Raw genomic sequence first — 21,027 nt, forward strand, 5'->3', positions numbered from 1 at the left:
CGCCGGAGCGGCGCCCGCACCGCTCGCCCCGTCATCGGCGGGTGCGGTGCTGGAGGCGCCGTCCGGTCATCGGTGGGTGGGCCTCTGGAAGGGCCGAAAGGTCACGTGGTTGCCTCCTTGGCCCAGCGTTCCAGGCCGCTCGCGTCGATGGGCAGGGCGTCGGAAAGGATCTCCGTGCCGGACGCGGTGACCAGCAGGTCGTCCTCGATCCGCACGCCGAGCCCGCGCAGCTCCGGCGGGACCGTGCGGTCGTGGGCGTGGAAGTACAGCCCGGGCTCCACGGTGAGCACCATCCCGGGCTCCATGACGGCCCCCTGGTACGCCTCCGGGCGGGACTGGGCGCAGTCGTGCACGTCCAGGCCCAGGTGGTGGCCGATGCCGCAGATCAGGTAGCGGCGGTGGTGCTGGCCGTGGTCCGACAGGGCCTCGTCCACCGAGACCGGCAGCAGCCCCCAGTCGTCCAGCCCGCGCGCGATGACCTCCATGGCCGCGTGGTGGAAGTCGGTGAAGCGGCGGCCGGGGCCGACCTGCGCCATGCCCGCCCGGTGCGCCTTCTCCACCAGGTCGTGCACCTGCCGCTGGGCGGGGGAGAAGGCGCCCGAGACGGGGAAGGTCCGGGTGACGTCGGCGGTGTAGTGGCTGCGTACCTCCACGCCCATGTCGAGCAGCAGCAGGTCGCCGGGCAGCACGGGGCCGTCGCAGCGCACCCAGTGCAGGGTGGGGGCGTGCGGGCCGCTGCCGACGATGGTGGGGTAGCCGGGGCCGTTGCCGTACGCCCTGGCGTAACGGTCGAACGTGCCCTGCAGCCACCGCTCGCCCGCCCCCTCGACGGCCGCAGGGACCTCGGCCAGCACCGCCGCGAAGCCCTCGACCGTCCGGTCCACGGCCTCGCGGAGCCGGCCGATCTCCCACTCGTCCTTGATCATGCGGAGCTCGGCCAGCACGCGTGGAAGGTCGTCCTGCGGCTCGGAGGAGTCCGTGAAGTCGCTCAGCGGCCGCACGTCGACGCCGAGCGCCGCCGACCACTCGGCGAGTGACGGGGACGGGCCCACCCACAGCTCCCCGTACGCCGCGTCGGCGAAGAAGCCGGTCTCTCCGGGGCGGGCGGGCGGCGGCAGGTAGAGGGTGGCGGCGCCGTCGGCGATCACGGCCACGGCGTTCTCCACGGCGCAGCCGGTGAGCCAGTAGAAGTCGCTGTCCACGCGGAAGTCGTAGGCGGTGTCGTTGCTGCGTACGGGCGCCCGGCCGGCCTTCACCACCACGGTCCTGCCGGGCAGCGCGGCGGCCAGCCGCTCCCGGTGGGCGGCGGCGGCCTCGGCGGCGCCGGGCACCAGCGCCGGGGTGCGGGCGGGGGCGTCCCAGCCCTGGGAGATGTAGTCGACGAACGCGGGGATCTCGGTCAGTTTGGGGGGCTTGCCGTCACTCACCGGTGATTCCTCCTCCTATGTCGCGCACGAGGCCGGTCAGCCGGGCGAAGACCCGTTCCTCGCCGATGCCGTCGTGCTCGTACTCGTTGGTGACCCAGGCCTGCGTGTTGCCGACCCGGGAGGCGGTGTCCAGCTGCAGGCCGGAGTCGACGTACATGTCGTCGAAGTAGACGGCCGCCGCCACCGGCACCTCGTTGGCCGCCAGGCGGTCCAGGTCGTACAGCACGGGCCAGTCGGCGCGCGCGGCGAGGAGCTCGACGGCGGGGCGGAAGGGGCGCAGCGCGCGGATCTCCTCGAACATCCAGGGATAGATCATCTCGCCGGTGAACAGCAGCGGCCTGGCGTCCTCGGCGAAGGCGGGGTGCCGGGGGCGCTCTACCTGCGCCGCCCAGGCCGTCGCGCCGGGCCCGGACCCGTAGATGCTCTCCTGCAGCGCGGCGAACAGCGGGTTGTCGGCGTAGGAGGAGCGGGCCAGCACCTGGTGGAGGAACGTCTCGGGCAGCTCGGCGGATTCGTCGAGCAGCCAGTGCATGCGCTCGTAGCCCGGCTTCATGCCGAAGTCGATCCCCAGCGACTGCAGCCGCCGCACGGTCAGCACGTCGCCGTCGGGCAGCAGCACGTCGCCGTAGGCCAGCCGGTCGGCCAGGCGGGCCACCGTCTCCACGTGATGCGGGTAGCGGCGGTAGAACTCGGCGTTCTTGGCCGCGACCCGCGGATAGGTGCGCCGGTAGACCTCCGCGGCGTCGGGGTCCAGGGAGGGCAGCCCGCCCGCCACGTAGCAGGCGCTCAGGCCCTCGGGCGCCTTCGACAGGTACGTCAGCGTCAGGAAGCCGCCGTAGCTCTGCCCGAGCGTCGACCAGCGCCGGCCGCCGAAGACGGTCTTGCGCAGGTGCTCGGCGTCGGCCACGATCGAGTCCGCGCGGAAGCGGGCCAGGTAGTCGGCGCCCTCCTGCGGGTCGAGCGCGCTCATCACCCGCCCGTCGATCCGCGAGCTGCGGCCCGTGCCCCGCTGGTCGAGCAGGATCACCCGGTACGTCTCCAGCGCCTTGCCGAGCCAGCCCGACGTGCCGACCGGCCGCGGCCCCTTGCCGCCGGGGCCGCCCTGCAGGTAGAGCAGGCACGGCAGGTCGTCGGCGTCCCGCGTGGGATCCACCAGCTCCCTGGCGAACACCCTGATCGTGGCCTCCGGGTCGGACCAGTCGAGCGGCACCTCCACGACGTGGTCGCGTACCCGCATCCCGGGAATCGTGTAGGTCGCGGTGATCACAGCCTCTCCCTCCTGCGGCGGTCCCACTCCGGGTTGATGCGGGGGATGGCCGCCAGCAGCGTCCGCGTGTACTCGTGCTGGGGATCGCCGAACACCTGCTCGGTGTCCCCCAGCTCGACGATCTTCCCCTTGCTCATCACCGCGACCCGCTGGGCGATCTGCCGGACGACGGCCAGGTCGTGGGCGATGAACACGTAGCTGAAGCCGCTCTCGCGCTGCAGCCGCCGCAGCAGCTCCAGCACCTGCGCCTGCACCGACACGTCCAGCGCCGAGACGGCCTCGTCGCAGATCACCAGCTTGGGGTTGACGGCCAGCGCGCGGGCGATGCCGATGCGCTGCGCCTGCCCGCCGGAGAACTGCCCGGGGTAGCGCAGGGAGTGGTCGGGGTTCAGCCCGACGCGCTCCATCAGCTCCTTGGCGTGCGCCCGGCGGCTGCCGTTGGGCGCGATGCCCTGGTAGACCAGCGGCGCCATCAGGATCCGCTCCACCGTGTGGCGGGGGTTGAGCGAGGAGAACGGGTCCTGGAAGACGACCTGGACGTCGGCGCGGAAGCGGGCCAGGTCGGCCCCCTTGGCGTGGGTGACGTCCGCGCCGTCGAACTCCAGCGTGCCCTCGCTCGGGTCCATCAGTTTGGCGATCATGCGGGCGGTCGTCGACTTGCCGCTGCCGGACTCGCCGACCACCGCCAGCGTCTCGCCGAGGCGTACGTCGAAGCTGACCTGGTCTACCGCCGTGAACTCGGCCTTGGCGCCCAGCGGCCCACGCGAGACGAACCGCTTGGTCAGGTCCTTGGCCCGCAGCAGCGTCATGCGATCACCTCATCGTCGATGCGCGGAATGCTCTCCAGCAGCATCCGGGTGTAGTCGTGGGCGGGCTCGGCGAACACCTGCTCGGCCGTGCCGTACTCGACCTGCTCGCCCTGGCGCATCACCAGCACGCGGGTGGCGATCGAGCTGATCACGGCCAGGTCGTGCGTGATGAACACCATGCCCATGCCGCTCTCCTGCCGAAGGCCCGCCAGCAGCTTCAGGATCTGCGCCTGCACGGTCACGTCCAGCGCCGTGGTCGGCTCGTCGGCGATCAGCAGCGCGGGGGAGCAGACCAGAGCCATGGCGATCATGATGCGCTGCCGCTGCCCGCCGGAGAACTGGTGCGGGTAGTAGTCCACCCGCCGCTCCGCGTCCGGCAGGCCCACCTGTTCGAGCGCCTCGATCGCGATCTTCCTGGCCGCCTTCCTGGAGCCGCCGCGGTGGGCGCGGTACATCTCCTCGATCTGCAGGCCGACCGTGTAGTACGGGTTCAGGGACGACAGCGGGTCCTGGAAGATCATCGACATCCGTTCGCCGCGCAGCCGCCGCAGGTCCCGATCGGGGCGGCCGAGCAGCTCCTCGCCGTCCAGCCGGATGCTCCCGCTGGTGCGGGCGCCCTTGGGCAGCAGCCCCATGACCGCCAGGCTGGTCATGGACTTGCCGGAGCCCGACTCGCCGACGATGCCGACCGTCTCGTCCCCTCCGACCGTGAAGGACACGCCCTTGACCACGTCCACCGGGCCGCGCGTGGTCGGGAAGGTGACGGTGAGGTCCTCCACGACAAGCAGTTCGCTCATTTCGCCGTGATCCTCACTCTCGGGTCCAGCCTCGTGTAGACGAGGTCCACCACCAGGTTCCCGACCACCACGAAGAACGCCGCCAGCAGCGTCACCGCCATGATCACCGGCTGGTCGTTCTTGGCGATGGAGTCGGCGGCCATCTTGCCGACCCCGTTCAGCCCGAAGACCGTCTCGGTGATCAGCGCGCCGCCCAGCAGCCCGGCGAAGTCCATGCCGAAGATCGTGGCGATCGGCGTCAGCGCCGGGCGCAGGGCGTGCCTGCGCATGGTCAGCGCCGGGCTCAGCCCCTTGGACCTGGCCGTGCGCATGAAGTTCTCGGCCAGCGTGTCGATCACGTTCGCCCTGGTGAGCCGTGCGTACAGGCAGGCGTAGACGGTGGCCAGCACGACCCATGGCATCAGGTACGACTGGAACCACACCACCGGATCGTCGCCGAACGCCACCGCCTGGGGGAACGGCAGCACCTGCAACTGCACCACCAGAACGTACTGCAGCGCCAGGGCCAGCACGTAGTTGGGGATGCTGGAGCCGCCCAGCGCCAGCCCCATGGCCGTGCGGTCCCACCAGGTGCCCTCCTTGACCGCGCTGAGCAGGCCCGCGGCTATCCCGATGAGCAGCCACAGCACCGCGGCACCGATCGCGACCGTGGCGCTCACGGGCAGCCGCTCCACCACCATGTCCCACACGGACTGGTTGGTCTGGAAGCTGTAGCCCAGGCACGGGGCGGCGCAGTGCACCAGGTTCGCGCCCTGGCCGTAGTCGCGCCCGGCGAAGATCCCGACGAGGAAGGTGAAGAACTGCGTCAGGAACGGCTTGTCCAGCCCCAGCACGGCGCGGATCTGGTCGATCCGCTCGGGCGTGCACGTCTTCCCGCAGATCATCACCGCCGGGTCGGGCGAGAGCGTGAAGAAGATGATGAACGTGAACAGGCACACCAGGAAGAGGATCAGCGCCACCCCGGCGAGCCGTCCGGCCAGGTAACGCGCCATCAGGAGGCCTCCCCGGCGTCGAGGGCGGCCCGCAGCCGGTCGCCGAGCACCGTCAGCGACAGCACCGTGAGGAACAGGAACGCGCCGGGGATCGCGAAGTACATCGGATCGACGGCGTACCAGCCGACCGAGCTGGCGATCATCTGACCCCACGACGGCGTCGGCGGCGTCACGCCGACGCCGAGGAACGACAGCCCCGCCTCGGTGCCGACGTAGCCGGGCACGGCCAGGGTGGTCATCACGATCAGCGAGCTGCGCAGGTTCGGCAGGATCTCCTTGAACACCAGCGCGCCCGTGGAGGCGCCCGACGCGCGGGCGGCCTCCACGAACTCCCTGTTCACCAGCGTCATCGTCTGCCCGCGCACCACCCGCGCCAGGTACGGCCAGCCGAACACGCTGATCACCACGACCAGCAGCACCGACCGGTTGCCCTGCGGCAGGGACGACAGGATCGCGATCATGAAGATGAGCGCAGGGAAGGCCATGAGGAAGTCCATGACCCGGCAGATCGCCTGGTCCACCCAGCCCTGGTAGAACCCGGCCAGCATGCCGAGCACCACGCCCAGCAGGGTCGTCAGCGCCGTGGCGGAGGCCGCGATCAGCAGCGAGACGCGCGCGCCGTAGGCGATGCGGGCCAGGATGTCGCGGCCGTTCTGCGGCTCGACGCCCAGCAGGTGGTCGGCGCTGATGCCGCCGAGAGACCCGTGCGGCACCCCGCCCAGGTCGGTGTTGACGGCGGCGGTGTCGAAGTCGTTCGGCCCGTGACCGGTGATCGCGCTGATCAGCGGCGCGCAGATCGCCATCAGCACGATCAGCGTGAGGAACGCGGTGCTCAGCACCGCGCCCCGATCACGCAGCAGCGCGCCCGCGACCCGCCGGCCCGACGTGGCAGGGGAAAGAGCTGCGACGGTCATCTACTTCGACGGCTTCGCCAGTCCGACGGAGATCAGGTCGATGCCGCCGGAGAACGAGTTGGACTGGTAGGCGCCCGCGATGTTCGAGCCGACGAGGAGGATGAGCTTCTCGTACGCCAGCGGCACCACCGGCGCCAGCTTCATGATCTCCTTGTCCAGCTCGCCGTAGGCCGCGTTGGCCTGGTTGACGTCCGTCATCGCGGCGATCTCGTCGATCCGCTGGTTGATCCCCTTGTCGTTGATCTGCGCGAGGTTCGAGTTGCCCTTGGCGGTGATGTTGCGGCCGTCGAACAGCGGCGGCAGGAACGTCGCGCCGGAGGCCCAGTCGGGGCACCAGCCGGTGACGGCGGCGTCGTGCTGCTGCGCCGGCGTGCCGATGACCTCGTAGAACGTCGAGGTGTCGATGTTGTTGATCTTGACGTCGATCTTCACCTGCTTGAGCGCGTCCTGGATCGCCACCGCCACCGCCGCCATCTTCGGATCCGGGCGGGTGTCGAGCGTCAGGGAGAACCCGTCCGCCAGGCCGGCCTCGGCCAGCAGCTTCTTGGCCTGCTCGGGGTTGTGCGGGTACAGGTCGTAGTCGACCCGGCCCGCGATCGTGGGCGGCTGGATCGAGGTGCCCTTGGCCGCCAGGGCGCCGCCGCCCATCCCGGCGACCACGGTGTCCTTGTTGATCGCGTAGTTGATCGCCTGGCGCACCCGCACGTCGTTCAGGGGCTTCTTGGTGGTGTTCAGGCCCATGTACGTGGTGCAGCCGTTGAGGCCGGACAGCGTGCGCTGCTTGATCTGCGGCTGCTGCACCCGCGCCACGGTCGCCGCCTGGATCGACGGGCCGAGGGCGTCGGTGTCGGTGCCCTGCCCGGCCAGCATGCGCTCGTCGATCGTGGCCGGGTCCAGGCCGAACGTCCACTCGAACGCGTCCGGCTTGGCCGCCCGCACGCTGTCGGTCTCACGCTTCCACTGCGGGTTGCGCACCAGCTTCAGCGAGGCGCCGCGCTGGTAGCTCGCCACCTTGTACGGCCCGCTCGCGATCGGCTTGGTGTCGAACGCCGCGCCCGCCCCCGTGCCCTTGGGGAAAGGCGTGAAGTTGACCATCGCCAGCGCGCTCGGGAAGTCGGCGAAGGGCTTCTTCAGGTGGAAGACGACCGTCTTGTCATCGGGCGTCTCGATGGTCTTCAGGTCGCCGTCCAGGTACGGGCCCTTGTAGTCCTTCGGCGCGTCGAGCAGCAGTTTCCCGTACGGGGAGCCGATCCCGGCCTCCGGGTCGAACGTGCGGGAGAAGCCGAACTTCACGGCCTCGCTGTTGATCGGCGTGCCGTCCTCGAAGAACAGGTTGTCCTTCAGTTTGAACGTCCAGGTCTTGCCGCCGTCGGACGGGGTGCCCGTGTCGGTGGCCAGGTCGGGCACGACCTTCGTGCCCTCGGCGCCCGGACCCGCGCCGAACATCGTCAGCCCTCGGTAGATGAGCCGGTAGAAGTTGTTGACGCCGCCGTCCCAGCCGCGCACCGGGTCCAGGTGGGAGAAGTCCGCCTTGGCCAGGATGCGCACGGTGCCGCCGGTCGCCGCGGGCGCGCCCGGCCCGCTCGAGGTGCTCGTGCCCGCGCCCGCCGTGCCGCCGCCCCCGCCACATGCGGTGAGCGCCAGCACGGCGGTCATGGTGACGCTCGCGAGCGCCGCAGATCTCCTCATGTTGCCTTCTTTCCGTTGGTTCAGGGGGTCCTGACCCAGACCCGCATGGCTTGGGGTCCGCGGTTGCCCCACAGGAAGTAGGGGACGAAGGTCGCCGCGACCCTCGTCTCCGGGTACGTCTCGTCCAGGGGGAGCTCGGGGTAGAGCTCGGTGGCGGGCGGGGGCGCCGCGCTCGCGTCCACGCGCAGCACGACGGCCTCCTCCCGCCGCTCGATGTCCGCGCCGACGGCGTCGTGGGCCCCGACCACCAGGTCGTCGACCGCGGCCTGCGGGCTGTCGTGCTGCTCGACGCAGTACACGAGCGGCCCCCGGGCCAGGCTGACCGCGCCTCTGGTGGCGTCGAGGTAGGGGTGCGAGCCGTGCGCCCTGACCGGCATGGGCAGGGTGAGGCGCACCTCGTCGCCCGCCGACCAGGCGCGGTGCAGGGTGGCCCAGCCGCCGGACTCCGGCGCCTCGCAGGGCTCGCCGTTGACGGTGATTGTCACGTTCCTGGCCCAGCTGGGGATCCGCAGCACCAGCCCGTAGGGCCCGTCGGGGGCCCGCTCGACGGCGATGCGCACGTCGCCGTCCCACGGGTACGCGCTCTGCATCGCCAGCTCCAGCTCGGCCGTCTGGATCCTGGCCTGCGTGTAGGCGGCGACCAGCACGGCGCCGTCCCGCTCGGCCGCCACATAGTCGGCGAGCTGGGCCATCCAGCGCACGATGTTCGGCGGGCAGCACGGGCAGCCGAACCAGGCGCGGCGCAGCGGCTCGCCGTCCGGCTCCGAGCCGCTGCGCTGCTCGTGGTCGGGGCGGCGCTGGAGCGGGTTGTCGTAGAAGAACGCCCTGCCGTCCGCTGACAGGCCCACGGCGTAGGCGTTGTAGAGCACGCGCTCGAACACGTCGAGGTATTTCGCGCCGCCGGTGGCCAGGAACATGCGCCAGGCCCACTGCATGACGGCGATGGCCGCGCACGTCTCGCTGTAGGCGCGCTCGGACGGCAGCTCGTACCTGTCGCCGATGGCCTCGTCGGAGTGCCGGCTGCCCAGGCCGCCCGTGACGTACAGCTTGGTCGCCACCATGTCGTCCCAGAGCCGCTCCAGCGCCTCGAACAGCGACCGGTCACCGGTCTCCAGGAAGACGTCGGCCGCGCCCGCCGCCAGGTACGCCATGCGCACGGCGTGCCCGGTCACCGACGGCAGCTCGCGCAAGGGCACGTGGTCCTGGAAGTAGTCGCCGGCGAAGATCTTGTGCTCGAGCTGCCCCGTGCCCCTGCGGTCGACGAACGCCGCCGCCATGTCCAGGTAGCCGCGCTCGCCCGTCTCCCTGAACAGCTCGACCAGCGCCATCTCGACCTCGGGATGGCCGCAGATGCCCCTGTCCCGGAACCTGCCCAGCACCAGATCGGCGAAGCGCACCGCCACGCGCAGCAGCCGGTCGTCGCCCATCCTCCGGTTGGCGGCGACGGCGGCCTGGATCAGGTGGCCCAGGTTGTACAGCTCGTGCCCCCAGGTCAGGTCCTCCCACGGCTTCTTGGCCGCCGCCGGGTCCTGGAAGAAGGAGTTGAGGTAGCCGTCCTCGGCCTGGACCCGCTCCAGCAGGCCGACGACCTCGTCGAAGAACTCCCCGGTGGCCGTGTCGCCGTCGCCCAGCTCGTACGCCAGGCCCTCGAGGGTCTTGTACAGGTCGGTGTCCAGGAACGGGTAGCGGCCCTGATACGGGGCAGGGTCCTTCTCCAGCAGGCGGCTCAGGTTGGCCACGTTGCCCGCGGCGCGGAGCTGCTCGATGGTGTGCGGGATCGTGTCCGTGCTGTTGCGGCGCTGCCAGTGGTGGAGCAGACCGCCGGTGATGCGCACCCCGGACACCGGCCGCACGGCCCCGGACGCGGTGCGCACGGCGCCGGCCAGGGGCTTGACCTGCTTAGACGTCATGAACCATCCCAGTAATGTGTGGCATTGCACTGCACCTTAGGTCTCCGGGAGCCGTGTTGCCAAGGGTTACGGATGGGGCGTCTACGAACGTAACAGGACCGAAACCATCGGATGCCCGTGGACCCGGACGTGGGGGAGTGACCTACATATAGATGGAAAATCGCATTTTCGAGCCCGTTGAGTTGGCTGCGTTCTATGGTGTGCGACGTCCCCATTACCGGCCTTCACCGGAGCCGATCATGCCGTTCGACCCGCGCGCTGCCGCCGCGCTGCTGCTGATCATTTCCACGACACATCTGGGCACCACCGGAAACGCACAGGCCGCCCCGCCGAATACGGGCACACGGCCGGTCAATTGCGCGCTGAAACCCAGCCAGTGCGGCTATCCCGACGCCACGAACACCGGGGTTCCGGCCGGGACGAAATTAAAGGTGGTGAACGGCGATCTCACCGTCACCAAGGCGGGCGCGGTGATCGAGGGCAAGGACATCCGGGGCTGCGTCCTCGTCAAAGCGCCGAACGTGACCATCCGCCGCTCCAAGGTCACCTGCACCGGCCACTACGCCATCGGCAGCTTCATCGAGACGTACAAGGGCGGCGGTCTGCTGCTGGAGGACGTCGAGGTGGACTGCCGCAACCACAACACCACCGGCGTCGGCTCGTACGGGACGACCGCCAGGCGGCTCAACGTCCACGGCTGCGAGAACGGCTTCGACATCGACGACACCACCAGCGTGCTCGACTCCTACATCCACGACCTTTATGAGGGCGCCACGGGGCACGCCGACGGCATCCAGCTCGCCGGCGGCTCCAACATCCGGATCATGCGCAACACGATTTACGCGCCCGGCGGCACCTCCGCGATCATCAGCCATCCCACGAACAACGCCAATGTGCTCGTCGAGAACAACCTGCTCGCCGGCGGCGCGTACACGCTCTATTGCCCGCGCGACCGCAGCCGCGCCTACCGCGTGATCGGAAATCGTTTCGGCCGTAATTTCTCCGGGAAAAGCGGCGCGTACGGGGCATGGACCGACTGCCGCAAAGCCGCCGTCGTGCGCGACAACTTCTGGGACAACACCCTGAGGCCGCTGTGACGCCGTCCGGGGCCACCTCTCAACGGCGGTCCTTGTGGTGATGCGGCGGCGCTAGGGTGGCGCGCGTGCATATCGACGTGTGGTTGGAGGCCATCCCGGCCGGATGGCTCTACGCCATGGTCGCGCTCGTGATCGGGTTCGAGAGCCTCGGCATCCCGCTGCCGGGCGAGATCGTGCTGGTCAGCTCCGCGATCCTGGCCGCCAAGGGCGTGGTGGACCCGGTCTGGGTGGGCGTGTGCGCGAGCGCCGGAGCCATCGTGGGGGACTCCGCCGGTTACGCGATCGGTCGCAAGGGCGGCGCGCCCCTGTTCGAGCGGCTCGGGCGGCGCTTCCCCAAGCACTTCGGCCCGCGGCACGTGGCCAGGGCCGAGCAGTACTTCCAGCGGTTCGGCGTGTGGGCGGTCTTCGTCGGCCGCTTCATCGCGCTGCTGCGCATCCTCGCCGGGCCGCTGGCGGGGGCGTTGCGCATGCCGTACTGGAAGTTCGCCGTCGCCAACGTGCTCGGCGGGATCGTGTGGGCGGGCGGCACCACCACGGTGATCTACTATCTCGGGCTCGTCGCCGAGAAATGGCTGAAGGGCTTCTCCTGGGTGGGGCTCGGGGTGGCCGTGGTGTTCGGGATCTGCACCACGCTCTACCTCAAGCGGCGGGCCGCCTCAGCGCTCGATGAGGGTGACCTCGAGGGAGTAGTGCGAGGCCCGGTAGATGTGTGAGCCGTGCTCGACGGCCCGGCCCTGGTCGTCGTACGTGGTGCGGAGCATGGTGAGCAGCGGCGCGCCGCGGCGCTCCTCCAGGAGCCTGGCCTCCGCCTGGGTCGCGGCCCGCGCGCCGATGCGCTGGTTGGCCACCCGCATCCGCACGCCCGCGGCGCGCAGCAGCTCGTACAGGCCGCGGCTCTCCAGATCGGCGGCGGTGAGCTGGGCCAGGCCGAGCGGCAGCCAGTTGTGCAGGACCGCCAGCGGCTCCCCGGCCGCGAACCGCAGGCGCTCGAGATAGAGGACCTCGGTGCCCGGCTCCACGCCCAGGATGGGGGCGACCTCCTCCGCGACCTGGCGCGGCTCGAGGGCCAGCACCTGCGTGGCCGGCTCCTGGCCGGCCCTGCGCAGGTCGTCGTAGAGGCTCGTCAGCTCGACCGAGCGCTTGACCTGCCCGTGCACGACCTGTGTGCCCACGCCGCGCTTGCGCACCAGCAGGCCCTTGTCCACGAGATACTGGATGGCCTGGCGGATCGTCGGCCGCGACAGGCCCAGCTTGTCGGCCAGCAGGATCTCGTTGTCGAGCCGGGAGCCGGGCGCCAGGTCCCCTCGCCGGATCGCCTCGGCGATCTGCTCGGCGACCTGGAAATAGAGCGGCACGGGGCTGGATCGATCCAGGTCGATGGCCAGGTTCGCGGTCATGCTGATCAGCTTAGCCCAGGTCAGAATGTCCTGACAAATGATCCGAGCGCCGCAAGGACTACCGAGGCCGGACGTTGTGGTTGCGGGCGAACAGATTGCCGGGGTCGTACTGACGCTTGATCGCCGCGAGCCGCTCATAGGTCTCCGCCGGATAGATCGCGGCGACGTCCTCCGCGGTGGCGGAAGCGAGGAAGTTCGCGTAGGCGCCGTCGACGTGCGGCGCCAGTCTTCGCCAGATCGCTTCCAGAGCTGGACGAGCGGCCTCGACGACCGGCGGCGGACCCGCGGTGGTCGTCACGAACATCAGCTCCGCCCGGCGATGCGCGTAGGCGGTGGCGTCGCCGGGGACTCGGGACACCGCACCGCCGACGCTGCGAACCGATATGAACGGCGACCCCTCCGACGCCCCGGCCTCGGCAAGGATCCGAAGGACCGCCGGCACCGACTCCTTGTGGACGAACGCGCTGCGGGTGACCAGCCGGATGCCGGGCGGCGGGACCGCGCCGTCCACGAGCGTGTCCGCATAGGGCTTCAGCGCGACGTCGTCGGCGATCACCGTGCCGAGGCGGCGGATCGGGTCGATCGCCTCGGCAGCGAGCTCCGGGTCGTCGCCGTCGAAGGCGACCTGGATCTCGACCGGCGCCTCAGGTCCGCCGGCGAACGGATTGGCGAAGTACGCGATGGAGGTGAGCTCCTCGGGAGCGGTGCGGAGATGGTCCGCCCATCCCTGGAGCACGGCGGCCGCCTCCGAGGCCGGGAAGGCGATCTTGCCGTAGAAGACGTCTGTCGTCGGGTGTGCCGCGAACTCGAAGGCGGTCACGATCCCGAAATTGCCGCCGCCACCGCGGATGGCCCAGAACAGCTCCGGGTTCTCCTCCGCGTCCGCACGGACGACCTCTCCGCCGGCCGTGACCACCTCCGCGGCGACCACGTTGTCCAGGGCCAGGCCGTACTTCCTGACCTTCCAGCCGATGCCGCCGGTCAACGTCAGCCCGCCGACGCCGACGCTCTTGGTGTCGCCCGAGGAGATCGCCAGGCCGTGCGGGGCCAGGGCGGCCGCGACCTGCCCCCAGGTGGCGCCGCCACCGATCCGCACGAGGTGACGTTCCTTGTCGATGATCTCGACGTTCGCGAGCAGGCTGAGGTCGATCACGACGCCGCCGTCGTTGGTGCCGAAGCCCGCGAAGGCATGGCCGCCGCCTCGCACGGACAGCACAAGCCCTGCGCGGGCCGCGAATCTGACACCCGCCTGCACGTCCCCGGCGCTTTTGGGCCGCAGAACACAGACCGGACTGCCCGAGGCGAATACCGAGCGGCCGGCCGATGCGTACTCCGCCGCTTCCGGTTCGATGATGTCGCCGCCGAAGTCGCGGCGAAGGGTTTCAAGCGCTGAACTCATGACCACTAGATGCCGACGACCCGATCCCTGTGACAGGGCGGTGATGTGACGTGCGCCACCGATCGTGGGTGTCACAAAACGGCGCGGTCCGGCGTCTGGTGGGTGACACAGTCGAGAGTGAAGTGGAGTCGCCCATGGCCGGTACGTCGCAGACCACGCCCGGAGATCGCGGCGGGGGCATGGGCCGGGACGACCGCGTGGACTCCGCCACCGAGGCTTTCGTCGCCCACCGCAACCTGCTGTTCACCGTCGCCTACGAGATGCTCGGCTCGGCCGCCGACGCCGAGGACGTCCTGCAGGAGGCCTGGCTGCGGTGGGCGGGCGTCGATCTCGGCACCGTGCGGGATCAGCGTGCGTACCTGGTCCGGATCGTCACCCGGGAGGCGCTGGGCCGGCTGCGCACGCTCGGCCGGCGCAAGGAGTCCTACGTCGGCCCCTGGTTGCCCGAGCCGCTGCTGACCGCGCCCGACGTGGCCGAGGACGTCGAGCTGGCCGACAGCGTCTCGATGGCCATGCTGCTGGTGCTGGAGACTCTCGCGCCGACCGAGCGCGCGGTGTTCGTCCTGCGCGAGGTGTTCGACCTGGACTACGACGAGATCGCTGAAGCCGTCGACAAGAGCCCGGCTGCGGTCCGCCAGATCGCCCACCGGGCACGGGCGCACGTCGCCGCCCGCCGGCCACGCGAAGTCGTCTCCCCGGCCGAGTCCCGGGACGTGCTCACGGCGTTCCAGCGGGCGATCGAAACGGGCGATCTGCAACGCCTGCTCGACGTCCTCGCACCGGATGTCGTCCTGCTGACCGACGGTGGCGGGATCAAGCGGGCCGCGCTGGCGCCCGTCCTGGGAGCCGACCGGGTGGCCGAGGTGCTGGGCAGGATCGCCGACGTGGCGTCGCTGCTGCCGGCACAGGTCAACGGCCACCCGGCGCTGATCGTCCGGCTCGACGGCGAGCTCGACTCCGTCGTGGCGATGCGCGTCGACGACGGCCTCATCACCGGGCTCTACGCCGTACGCAACCCCGAGAAGCTGTCGCGCATGGAGCGGGAGACCGCCCTGCGCCGCTGAGCCCGGGACGGTGCTTCGGGGGCGGACGGCGACGGGGCGGGGGGAGGGCGGCGGCTGGTGCGCGGGCGTGAAGTGGGCATAGAGGGTCCTGATGACTTTACGACCTGCCGGACCCCGCGCTGGAGAAGACATGGACGTGACACACCTGCTCGGCATCGCCGTCGAGGCGGCCAGAGCCGCCGGGCCGCGGCTGCGCAAGGCGTTCAGATCCCGGCCCGACGTGGCCACCAAACACGACTTCCACGACCCCGTGACCGAGCACGACCACGCCGCCGAGGAGATCATCCGCGCGGTCATCACCTCCCACCTGCCCGAGAGCGCGATCGTCGGCGAGGAGGGCGGCTCCACCGGCTCCGGCGACCTCGTCTGGTACGTCGACCCCATCGACGGCACCGCGAACTTCGCCACCGGGCTGCCGTTCTTCTGCGTGTCCGTCGCCGCCGCCGTGCGCGGGGAGCTGGTGGCGGGCGTGGTGTACGACCCGGTGCGCGAGGACGAGTTCAGCGCCTCGACCGAGGGCGCCTGGTGCAACGGCGCGCCCCTGCGGAGCGTGGGAGCCTCGAACGACCGGGAGGCGATGCTGCTGACGAGCTATCCGACGGCCCTCGACATGGAGGTGGACATGGAGGCGGCGTTGCGGCGTTACGGGCGGTTCCTGAAGTCGTTCTCCGCCGTGCGCCGGCCCGGCAGCGCCGCGCTCAAGCTCGCGCACGTGGCCGCAGGCTGGTCGGACGCCGCGTACGGCACCAAAGCCAATCCCTGGGACGTGGCGGCGGGGGCGCTGCTGGTGCGCCAGGCCGGCGGCGTGTACCTCGGCGACCCGCTGGCCAAGGGCGACTATCTGGCGCATGTGGGCGGGTTCGACCTGGACCACTCGGCGCTGGCCGAGGTGGCGCCCAGGTAGCCGGGCGGTTCTGCGTGGTCAGCGGATGAGCGGCGCCAGCTCGGCCAGAGAGGTGATGCGCGGGAACCCGGCGGGTGGCGACTCGACGCCGAGCCGGTCGAGCCAGACCGACCGCATCCCGGTCGCCGCCGGTCCCGTCACGTCGTTGCCCACGTCGTCGCCCACCAGCAGCACCTCTTCCGGCGCCAGCCCGAGCGCCGCCGCGGCGCCCGTGTAGGCGGCGGGCGACGGCTTGAAGTGGCCGCCCAGCACCTCGCCCGTCAGCACCGGCCCGACCTGGCCGGCCAGCCCGATCGCGCGGACCTTCGCCTCCTGCATCCGCTGCGCCCCGTTGGTCAGCACCCCGAGCGCGAGCCCGTCCAGCTCCGCCACCGCCCGCGCCGCGTCGTGGAAGGCCGTCCACTGCTGCCGGTAGCGTTCGGCGAAATCGGCGTAGGCCGCGTCCAGATCGCCGGGCTCCGGCACGGACAGCTCCTGGCACAGCGCGCGCAGCCGCCGCCGGCGCTGCTCCTCCAACGAGCACTCGCCCGCCTGCCACATCGCCAGGTACGGTCCTTCGAACGCGGCCCACAGCAGGGCGACCTCGGCCAGCCGCGGATGGCCGGGCGAGTGCGCCGACACCCAGGCGACGATCGCGGCGTCGGCGGCGCCCCGATGGTCGAACAGCGTGCCGTCCAGGTCGAACAGCACACCCTTGATGCCCGGCAGGGCCGTTCCGGTCGCGGTCACAGCGGGCCTCCGGGGTGGAAGGGATATTCCCCTCATCCTAGGACGAAGCGGTCCACGCCTCTTTCCGTCACGGACGTCAGCGGGGATGCGGTCAGGGCACGCCCGCGGCGGCGATGCGGGCGGCGGTCTCGCGGGGCGGGTAGCCGAGGGTGAGGCCCCGGATCGACAGCGGGGCCTGGGCGAAGCAGGCCTCGCCGTGCTCCACCAGGATGTAGCGCAGGGCGGGGGAGTGGCCGCGGTGCGCCTCCAGCGCCGCCACCTCCCGCTCGGCCAGCTCCGGCGGCAGCGCGTCACGGTAGTCGGCGATCAGCGCGTCCAGGTCGAACAGCTGCGCGTACCGCTCCGCCGTGCCCGCCACCACCCTGATCAGCCGGCCCGCCGGCTCCGCGTGGTACACTAGCCCGGTCCCGCCGCTCTTGGCGAACCAGCGCAGCGCCTCGTCCGCCGGCAGCGTGAACGTCCCGTACGGCTTGCGCCCGTACAGCAGGGCGTCGGCGATCCACCGGTCGCACCACAGCTCGTCCCGGTACGGCGCGGGGGAGCCGGGGGTGACGGCCAGTCCCTGGGCCAGCACCGGGTTCCAGGCCGACACCAGCGGGCTGCTGAAGCGCGGCATGCGGGGACCGCGCCAGTGGCTGAGCGCGTGGCCGTACCAGACGGTGACGACCTCGACCTGGCGTCCGGGCAGCGTCCGCTCGTAGGTGCCGTTCATGATCTGGCCGTCGGGGTGCCGCCAGGGACCCGCGTCGATGCCTGCGCCTGTGGGGACCGGAGGAGTCCGATAGTCGGGATGCAATATCCACGCGTCCGCCACAGTCGTTGCCTCCCAGGTGCCAGACCGCTTGAGCCGCCATCGTGCAACAGTCGCCATCGCGTGGCAATAGAGCGGCGGCGAACGCTGATGTTTGTCACGGGAGGCCGTGACGTACGTATGCGGTCAGTGCTCTTTGCGGTGCTCCCCGGCGCGGCGCACGTGGTCGATCATGACGCGTTCCGCGGTGGCGGCGTCGCCGGACTCCAGGGCGGCCAGGATGCCCTCGTGCGCCTCTAGCTGGGCCTTGACCTGCGTCTCGTCCAGCCACAGGGACGCCTCGGCGGGCACGGGGAAGCTGTTGCGCACCGCCCTGGCGTGCGCGCCCAGGAACGCGGGGCCGCCGATGTCCACGATGCGCAGGTGGAAGCGCGCGCTCTGCTCCCCGAGCCGGTCGTACCTGCCGTGCGCGGCGTCGCCGGCCATCGAGGCGTGCAGGTCGCGCAGCCCGGCCAGCTCCTCGGGGGTGATCTTCTCCGCGGCCAGGCGCGCTCCCAGCCCCTCGACCACCGCGCGCAGGCCGTAGTACTCGGCCAGGGCCTCGTCGCCCAGGTCCACCACGGTCGCGCCGTGATGCGCCTCGTAGCTGATCAGCCGGTCCTTCTCCAGCCTGCGCAGCGCCTCGCGCACGGGCGTCACCGAGACGCCCAGCCGGCGGGCCACCTCCCCGGCGCGCACCGCCGTGCCGCCCCGGATCCGCGCGGTACGGATCTCCTCGAGCAGCACGCTGTAGACGTAGTCGGCCTTGCTCATGGGCGGCCGCGGCTCCGTGGGCGACATGTCCCCAAGTGTCTCGCAAATCGGTCATCTGGTTGACCTATGACATATTTCTTATAAGTTACATACCCATGACGAGCCTCGCCGACCTGCGGGTCATCGACGCGGCGACCCTGTTCGCCGGTCCCTCCGCCGCGATGATGCTGGGCGACTTCGGCGCCGACGTGATCAAAATCGAGCACCCCCGGCGCGGCGACCCCTCGCGCGGGCACGGCGCTTCCGTGGACGGGGTGGGCCTGTGGTGGAAGACGCTCTCGCGCAACAAGCGCACCGCGGCAGTGGACCTGTCGCACGCCGAGGGCCAGGAGATCCTGCGCCACCTGGCCGGACGCTCCGATGTGCTGATCGAGAACTTCCGTCCGGGCACCCTGGAGCGGTGGAACCTGGCCCCCGAAGACCTGCTCAAGCTCAACCCGCGGCTGATCGTGGCGAGGATGACCGGGTTCGGGCAGTTCGGGCCGATGGCCAAGCGGCCAGGGTTCGGGACGCTGGCCGAGGCCATGAGCGGGTTCGCGGCCATGACCGGGCAGCCCGACGGGCCGCCCACGCTGCCGCCGCTGGCCCTGGCCGACGGCATCGCGGGGCTCGCCATGTCGTACGCGATCATGGTGGCTCTGCGCGCGCGTGAGCAGACCGGGCGCGGGCAGGTCATCGACCTGGCGATCATCGAGCCCATCCTGGGCCTGCTCGGGCCGCAGATGAGCGCGTACCAGGCGCTCGGGGTCGTGCCCCGGCGGACCGGCAACCGGTCCAGCAGCAACGCGCCGCGCAACACGTACCGGACCCGCGACGGGCGGTGGCTGGCCATCTCCACCAGCGCCCAGCCCATCGCCGAGCGCGTGGTCACCCTGGTGGGACGGCCTGACCTGGTCGAGCAGCCGTGGTTCGCCAGCGGGCACGGGCGCGTGCAGCACGTGGACGAGCTGGACGAGGCCGTCGCCACCTGGATCGCCGAGCGGGACGCCGAGGAGGTCATCGCGCGCTTCGAGGAGGTGCAGGCCGCCGTCGCGCCCATCTACGACGTCAGCGACATCGCCGAGGACCCGCAGTACGCGGCGCTCGGGACGTTCGTGGAGGTGCCCGACGAGGAGCTCGGCTCGCTCACCATGCAGAACGTGCTCTTCCGCCTGTCGGACACGCCCGGCGAGATCCGCTGGCCGGGGCGGTCGCTCGGGCATGACACCGACGAGGTGCTCGGCGAGCTCGACTACTCCGGCGAGCGGATCGCCGCCCTGCGCGAGGCCGGGGTGATCGCGTGAACGTACCCCTCGCCTGGCCCCTCACCTGGCCCGTCACCTGGCTGTACGTGCCCGGCGACCGGCCCGAGCGCTTCGACAAGGCCGTCGCCTCCGGGGCGGACGTGGTCATCATCGACCTGGAGGACGCGGTCGCGCCCGCCCGCAAGGACGAGTCCCGCGCCAACGCCGCCGCCTACCTGCGCGCCCGCTGGACCGCCGCCGGCCGCCCCGGTGCGCGTCCTCAGAGCGCCGGTGACGCTCCTCCTGGGCCGGGCGCGGAGCGTTCTGGCGATGCGTGGGCCGGTGGTGCGGTGGTGCAGGTGCACGTGCGGGTCAACGACCTGGCGACCGAGCGCGGGCAGGCCGACCTCGAAGCCGTCGGGGACCTCGCCGACGCCGTGCGGCTGCCCAAGGTGGAGTCGGCCGCCGTGCTCGACGCGATCACCGGCGCTCCCGCGTACGCGCTGCTGGAGTCGGCGGCCGGGATCGTCGCGGCCAGGGAGATCGCGGCACACCCGAAGGTGGCCGGCGTCGCGCTCGGCGAGCAGGACCTCGCCGCCGAGCTGGCCCTCGCCGACGAGCGGGCCATGGACCACCTCAGGCTCCAGGTGATCCTCGCCGCCGCCGCGGCGGGCCGGCCGCCGGTGCCCATGTCCGTCTACCCGAACGTCAAGGACGAGGCCGGGCTCCTCGCCTCCTGCCTCGCGGGCCGCGCGCTCGGCCTGTTCGGCAGGACCGCGATCCACCCGCGCCAGATCCCCGTGATCAGGCGCGCGTTCCGCCCCTCCGAGGAGGAGGCGGCCAGAGCGGCCGAGATCGTCGAGGCGGCCGAGCAGGCCGAGCGGTCGGGCGCCGGCGCGGTCGCCCTGCCCGACGGCCGTTTCGTGGACGCCCCCATCGTCGCCAGAGCCCGCCGCACGCTGGCCCTCGCCCACCACCTCGCCGACCCGCCTCCGGAGGACCGGCCTTAGAGCCATCGGGAGCGTGTCGTCGTCGTGCCGGCCCAGGCCATCGGCCTCCTCATCGGGAACCCCGGCCTGGTCTCCGGCGCCGTGTCCGCACTCGGCATGGCGATGACCGTGTCGGCCGGGGTGACCGGGCTGCTCGGCTTCGTGATGTCGTACCTGTTCCGCTGGAAGGCCGGTGAGGACTAGGACGGGCGCCAGCGCACCGACAGCTCCTCGTCCACCGGAGGGGGACCAGGCAGCTCCCGATGGGCCGGCGGCACCCGCAGCGAGTCCATCACGAGCGCCAGGTAACGGTGACGCAGCTGCGCGGTGCGCTCCTCGTCGCCCAGCTTGATCGAGGCCATCTGCTCGAACAGCAGGGCGATGTCCACGACCGTCACGTCGGGCCGGAGCACGCCCGCCTCCACCGCCCGGCGGTGGATCTCGGTGGCCAGGGCCGAGGCCCGGGCGGCGTCGCGGCCGAGCTCCTCCGTCGGCGTGAACGTGCCCGCCAGGTTGATCGTCAGCGAGTGCGTGTCGCCGTCCACGATGCCGCGCAGGTATCCGGCGAACGCCTCCCACGCATCGCCCTCCTCGGCCAGCGCCCGCTCGGTGATCTCGATGTAGAGCTTGAGTCCGTCGCCGCAGAGCTTCTGCAGCAGCGCCTCCTTGCTGGGGTAGCGGCGGTAGAGTGCGCTGATCCCGACGCCCGCCTTCTCGGCCACGGCGGCGATGGGCGCGCCGGGATCGGCGGTGAAGACCGCCCGCGCCGCCTGCAGGATCAACTCGTCGTTGCGGGCCGCCTGTGCCTTGCGGCCACTCATGGGTGCGCTCGTCATACCTCACAGTATAGGGAACG

The 21,027-nt window shown here is 71.2% G+C and carries 21 protein-coding genes; 7 read left to right on the plus strand and 14 right to left on the minus strand.

From position 1 onward, the window contains the following. Positions 1–101: 101 nt before the first annotated feature. Genes ACIBVN_RS19925 through ACIBVN_RS19960 form a run of 8 tightly spaced genes read right to left on the minus strand, consistent with a single transcriptional unit; the run spans position 102 to position 9,805 of the window. Positions 102–1,427 (minus strand): aminopeptidase P family protein, encoded by a 1,326-nt coding sequence (locus ACIBVN_RS19925; RefSeq protein ID WP_397138297.1) that lies wholly within the window; start codon positions 1,425–1,427, stop codon positions 102–104. Next, positions 1,420–2,694, minus strand: a complete 1,275-nt coding sequence (locus ACIBVN_RS19930; RefSeq protein ID WP_397138299.1) for an alpha/beta fold hydrolase — start codon at positions 2,692–2,694, stop codon at positions 1,420–1,422. The genes ACIBVN_RS19925 and ACIBVN_RS19930 overlap by 8 nt, the downstream gene beginning before the upstream one ends. Next, positions 2,691–3,503: an ATP-binding cassette domain-containing protein gene (locus ACIBVN_RS19935; RefSeq protein ID WP_397138301.1), complete on the minus strand. Its 813-nt coding sequence runs from the start codon at positions 3,501–3,503 to the stop codon at positions 2,691–2,693. The genes ACIBVN_RS19930 and ACIBVN_RS19935 overlap by 4 nt, the downstream gene beginning before the upstream one ends. After that, positions 3,500–4,300, minus strand: coding sequence for an ABC transporter ATP-binding protein (locus tag ACIBVN_RS19940; RefSeq protein ID WP_397138303.1), 801 nt, complete (start codon positions 4,298–4,300; stop codon positions 3,500–3,502). Before ACIBVN_RS19940 ends, ACIBVN_RS19935 begins: the two co-directional genes overlap by 4 nt. Beyond that, positions 4,297–5,292 (minus strand): ABC transporter permease, encoded by a 996-nt coding sequence (locus tag ACIBVN_RS19945; RefSeq protein WP_397138305.1) that lies wholly within the window; start codon positions 5,290–5,292, stop codon positions 4,297–4,299. The genes ACIBVN_RS19940 and ACIBVN_RS19945 overlap by 4 nt, the downstream gene beginning before the upstream one ends. Continuing rightward, entirely contained in the window at positions 5,292–6,206 is a 915-nt protein-coding gene (locus ACIBVN_RS19950) for an ABC transporter permease (RefSeq protein ID WP_397138307.1), read from the minus strand. Before ACIBVN_RS19950 ends, ACIBVN_RS19945 begins: the two co-directional genes overlap by 1 nt. Then, positions 6,207–7,895 (minus strand): ABC transporter substrate-binding protein, encoded by a 1,689-nt coding sequence (locus tag ACIBVN_RS19955; RefSeq protein ID WP_397138309.1) that lies wholly within the window; start codon positions 7,893–7,895, stop codon positions 6,207–6,209. A gap of 20 nt (positions 7,896–7,915) precedes the next feature. Further along, positions 7,916–9,805 carry a glycoside hydrolase family 127 protein gene (locus ACIBVN_RS19960; protein ID WP_397138311.1) on the minus strand — a complete coding sequence of 630 codons (1,890 nt, stop codon included), beginning with the start codon at positions 9,803–9,805 and terminating at the stop codon, positions 7,916–7,918. Positions 9,806–10,044: 239 nt separating this feature from the next. Here ACIBVN_RS19960 and ACIBVN_RS19965 point away from each other — a divergent pair, with 239 nt between their 5' ends. Together ACIBVN_RS19965 and ACIBVN_RS19970 are read left to right on the plus strand one after the other, a co-directional pair. Continuing rightward, a complete protein-coding gene (locus ACIBVN_RS19965; RefSeq protein WP_397138313.1) occupies positions 10,045–10,902 on the plus strand; it encodes a hypothetical protein in 858 nt (285 codons plus the stop codon). A gap of 65 nt (positions 10,903–10,967) precedes the next feature. Beyond that, positions 10,968–11,615 (plus strand): DedA family protein, encoded by a 648-nt coding sequence (locus tag ACIBVN_RS19970; RefSeq protein ID WP_397138315.1) that lies wholly within the window; start codon positions 10,968–10,970, stop codon positions 11,613–11,615. Here ACIBVN_RS19970 and ACIBVN_RS19975 read toward each other — a convergent pair. Together ACIBVN_RS19975 and ACIBVN_RS19980 are read right to left on the minus strand one after the other, a co-directional pair. Continuing rightward, complete coding sequence (locus ACIBVN_RS19975; protein ID WP_397138317.1) at positions 11,559–12,299, minus strand: GntR family transcriptional regulator; 741 nt, start codon at positions 12,297–12,299, stop codon at positions 11,559–11,561. The two genes, ACIBVN_RS19970 and ACIBVN_RS19975, sit on opposite strands and share 57 nt — an antisense overlap. Positions 12,300–12,357: 58 nt before the next feature. Further along, positions 12,358–13,698 carry an FAD-binding oxidoreductase gene (locus ACIBVN_RS19980; RefSeq protein WP_397138319.1) on the minus strand — a complete coding sequence of 447 codons (1,341 nt, stop codon included), beginning with the start codon at positions 13,696–13,698 and terminating at the stop codon, positions 12,358–12,360. A 134-nt stretch (positions 13,699–13,832) separates the two neighbouring features. On the opposite strand from ACIBVN_RS19980, the gene ACIBVN_RS19985 reads away from it, so the two are divergent. Then, a complete protein-coding gene (locus ACIBVN_RS19985) occupies positions 13,833–14,762 on the plus strand; it encodes an RNA polymerase sigma-70 factor (protein WP_397138321.1) in 930 nt (309 codons plus the stop codon). Between the two features lie 130 nt (positions 14,763–14,892). After that, a complete protein-coding gene (locus ACIBVN_RS19990) occupies positions 14,893–15,666 on the plus strand; it encodes an inositol monophosphatase family protein (RefSeq protein ID WP_397138323.1) in 774 nt (257 codons plus the stop codon). Positions 15,667–15,684: 18 nt separating this feature from the next. Here the strand turns inward: ACIBVN_RS19990 and ACIBVN_RS19995 are convergent, their stop codons facing one another. The 3 genes from ACIBVN_RS19995 to ACIBVN_RS20005 all read right to left on the minus strand — a co-directional run bounded on the left by ACIBVN_RS19995 (position 15,685) and on the right by ACIBVN_RS20005 (position 17,986). Beyond that, complete coding sequence (locus ACIBVN_RS19995) at positions 15,685–16,395, minus strand: HAD family hydrolase (RefSeq protein WP_397138325.1); 711 nt, start codon at positions 16,393–16,395, stop codon at positions 15,685–15,687. A 91-nt stretch (positions 16,396–16,486) separates the two neighbouring features. Then, positions 16,487–17,266: a hypothetical protein gene (locus tag ACIBVN_RS20000; RefSeq protein WP_397138327.1), complete on the minus strand. Its 780-nt coding sequence runs from the start codon at positions 17,264–17,266 to the stop codon at positions 16,487–16,489. A 66-nt stretch (positions 17,267–17,332) separates the two neighbouring features. Next, positions 17,333–17,986 carry a GntR family transcriptional regulator gene (locus tag ACIBVN_RS20005; protein WP_397138329.1) on the minus strand — a complete coding sequence of 218 codons (654 nt, stop codon included), beginning with the start codon at positions 17,984–17,986 and terminating at the stop codon, positions 17,333–17,335. Positions 17,987–18,054: 68 nt separating this feature from the next. Here ACIBVN_RS20005 and ACIBVN_RS20010 point away from each other — a divergent pair, with 68 nt between their 5' ends. From ACIBVN_RS20010 to ACIBVN_RS20020, 3 genes are read left to right on the plus strand one after another with little or no spacing between them, the layout of a single operon-like run. Continuing rightward, on the plus strand, positions 18,055–19,242 hold the full coding sequence (locus ACIBVN_RS20010) for a CaiB/BaiF CoA transferase family protein (protein WP_397138331.1): 1,188 nt from the start codon (positions 18,055–18,057) through the stop codon (positions 19,240–19,242). Then, the gene (locus ACIBVN_RS20015; protein WP_397138333.1) at positions 19,239–20,192 is read left to right on the plus strand and encodes an HpcH/HpaI aldolase/citrate lyase family protein; all 954 of its coding nucleotides are present in this window, start codon (positions 19,239–19,241) and stop codon (positions 20,190–20,192) included. Before ACIBVN_RS20010 ends, ACIBVN_RS20015 begins: the two co-directional genes overlap by 4 nt. Positions 20,193–20,216: 24 nt before the next feature. Continuing rightward, complete coding sequence (locus ACIBVN_RS20020; RefSeq protein WP_397138335.1) at positions 20,217–20,375, plus strand: hypothetical protein; 159 nt, start codon at positions 20,217–20,219, stop codon at positions 20,373–20,375. Here ACIBVN_RS20020 and ACIBVN_RS20025 read toward each other — a convergent pair. Beyond that, positions 20,372–21,007: a TetR/AcrR family transcriptional regulator gene (locus ACIBVN_RS20025; RefSeq protein ID WP_397138337.1), complete on the minus strand. Its 636-nt coding sequence runs from the start codon at positions 21,005–21,007 to the stop codon at positions 20,372–20,374. The genes ACIBVN_RS20020 and ACIBVN_RS20025 overlap by 4 nt on opposite strands. Between the last annotated feature and the right edge of the window lie 20 nt (positions 21,008–21,027).

It is taken from the genome of Nonomuraea sp. NPDC049400 (assembly GCF_044466425.1).
Lineage (GTDB): Bacteria > Actinomycetota > Actinomycetes > Streptosporangiales > Streptosporangiaceae > Nonomuraea.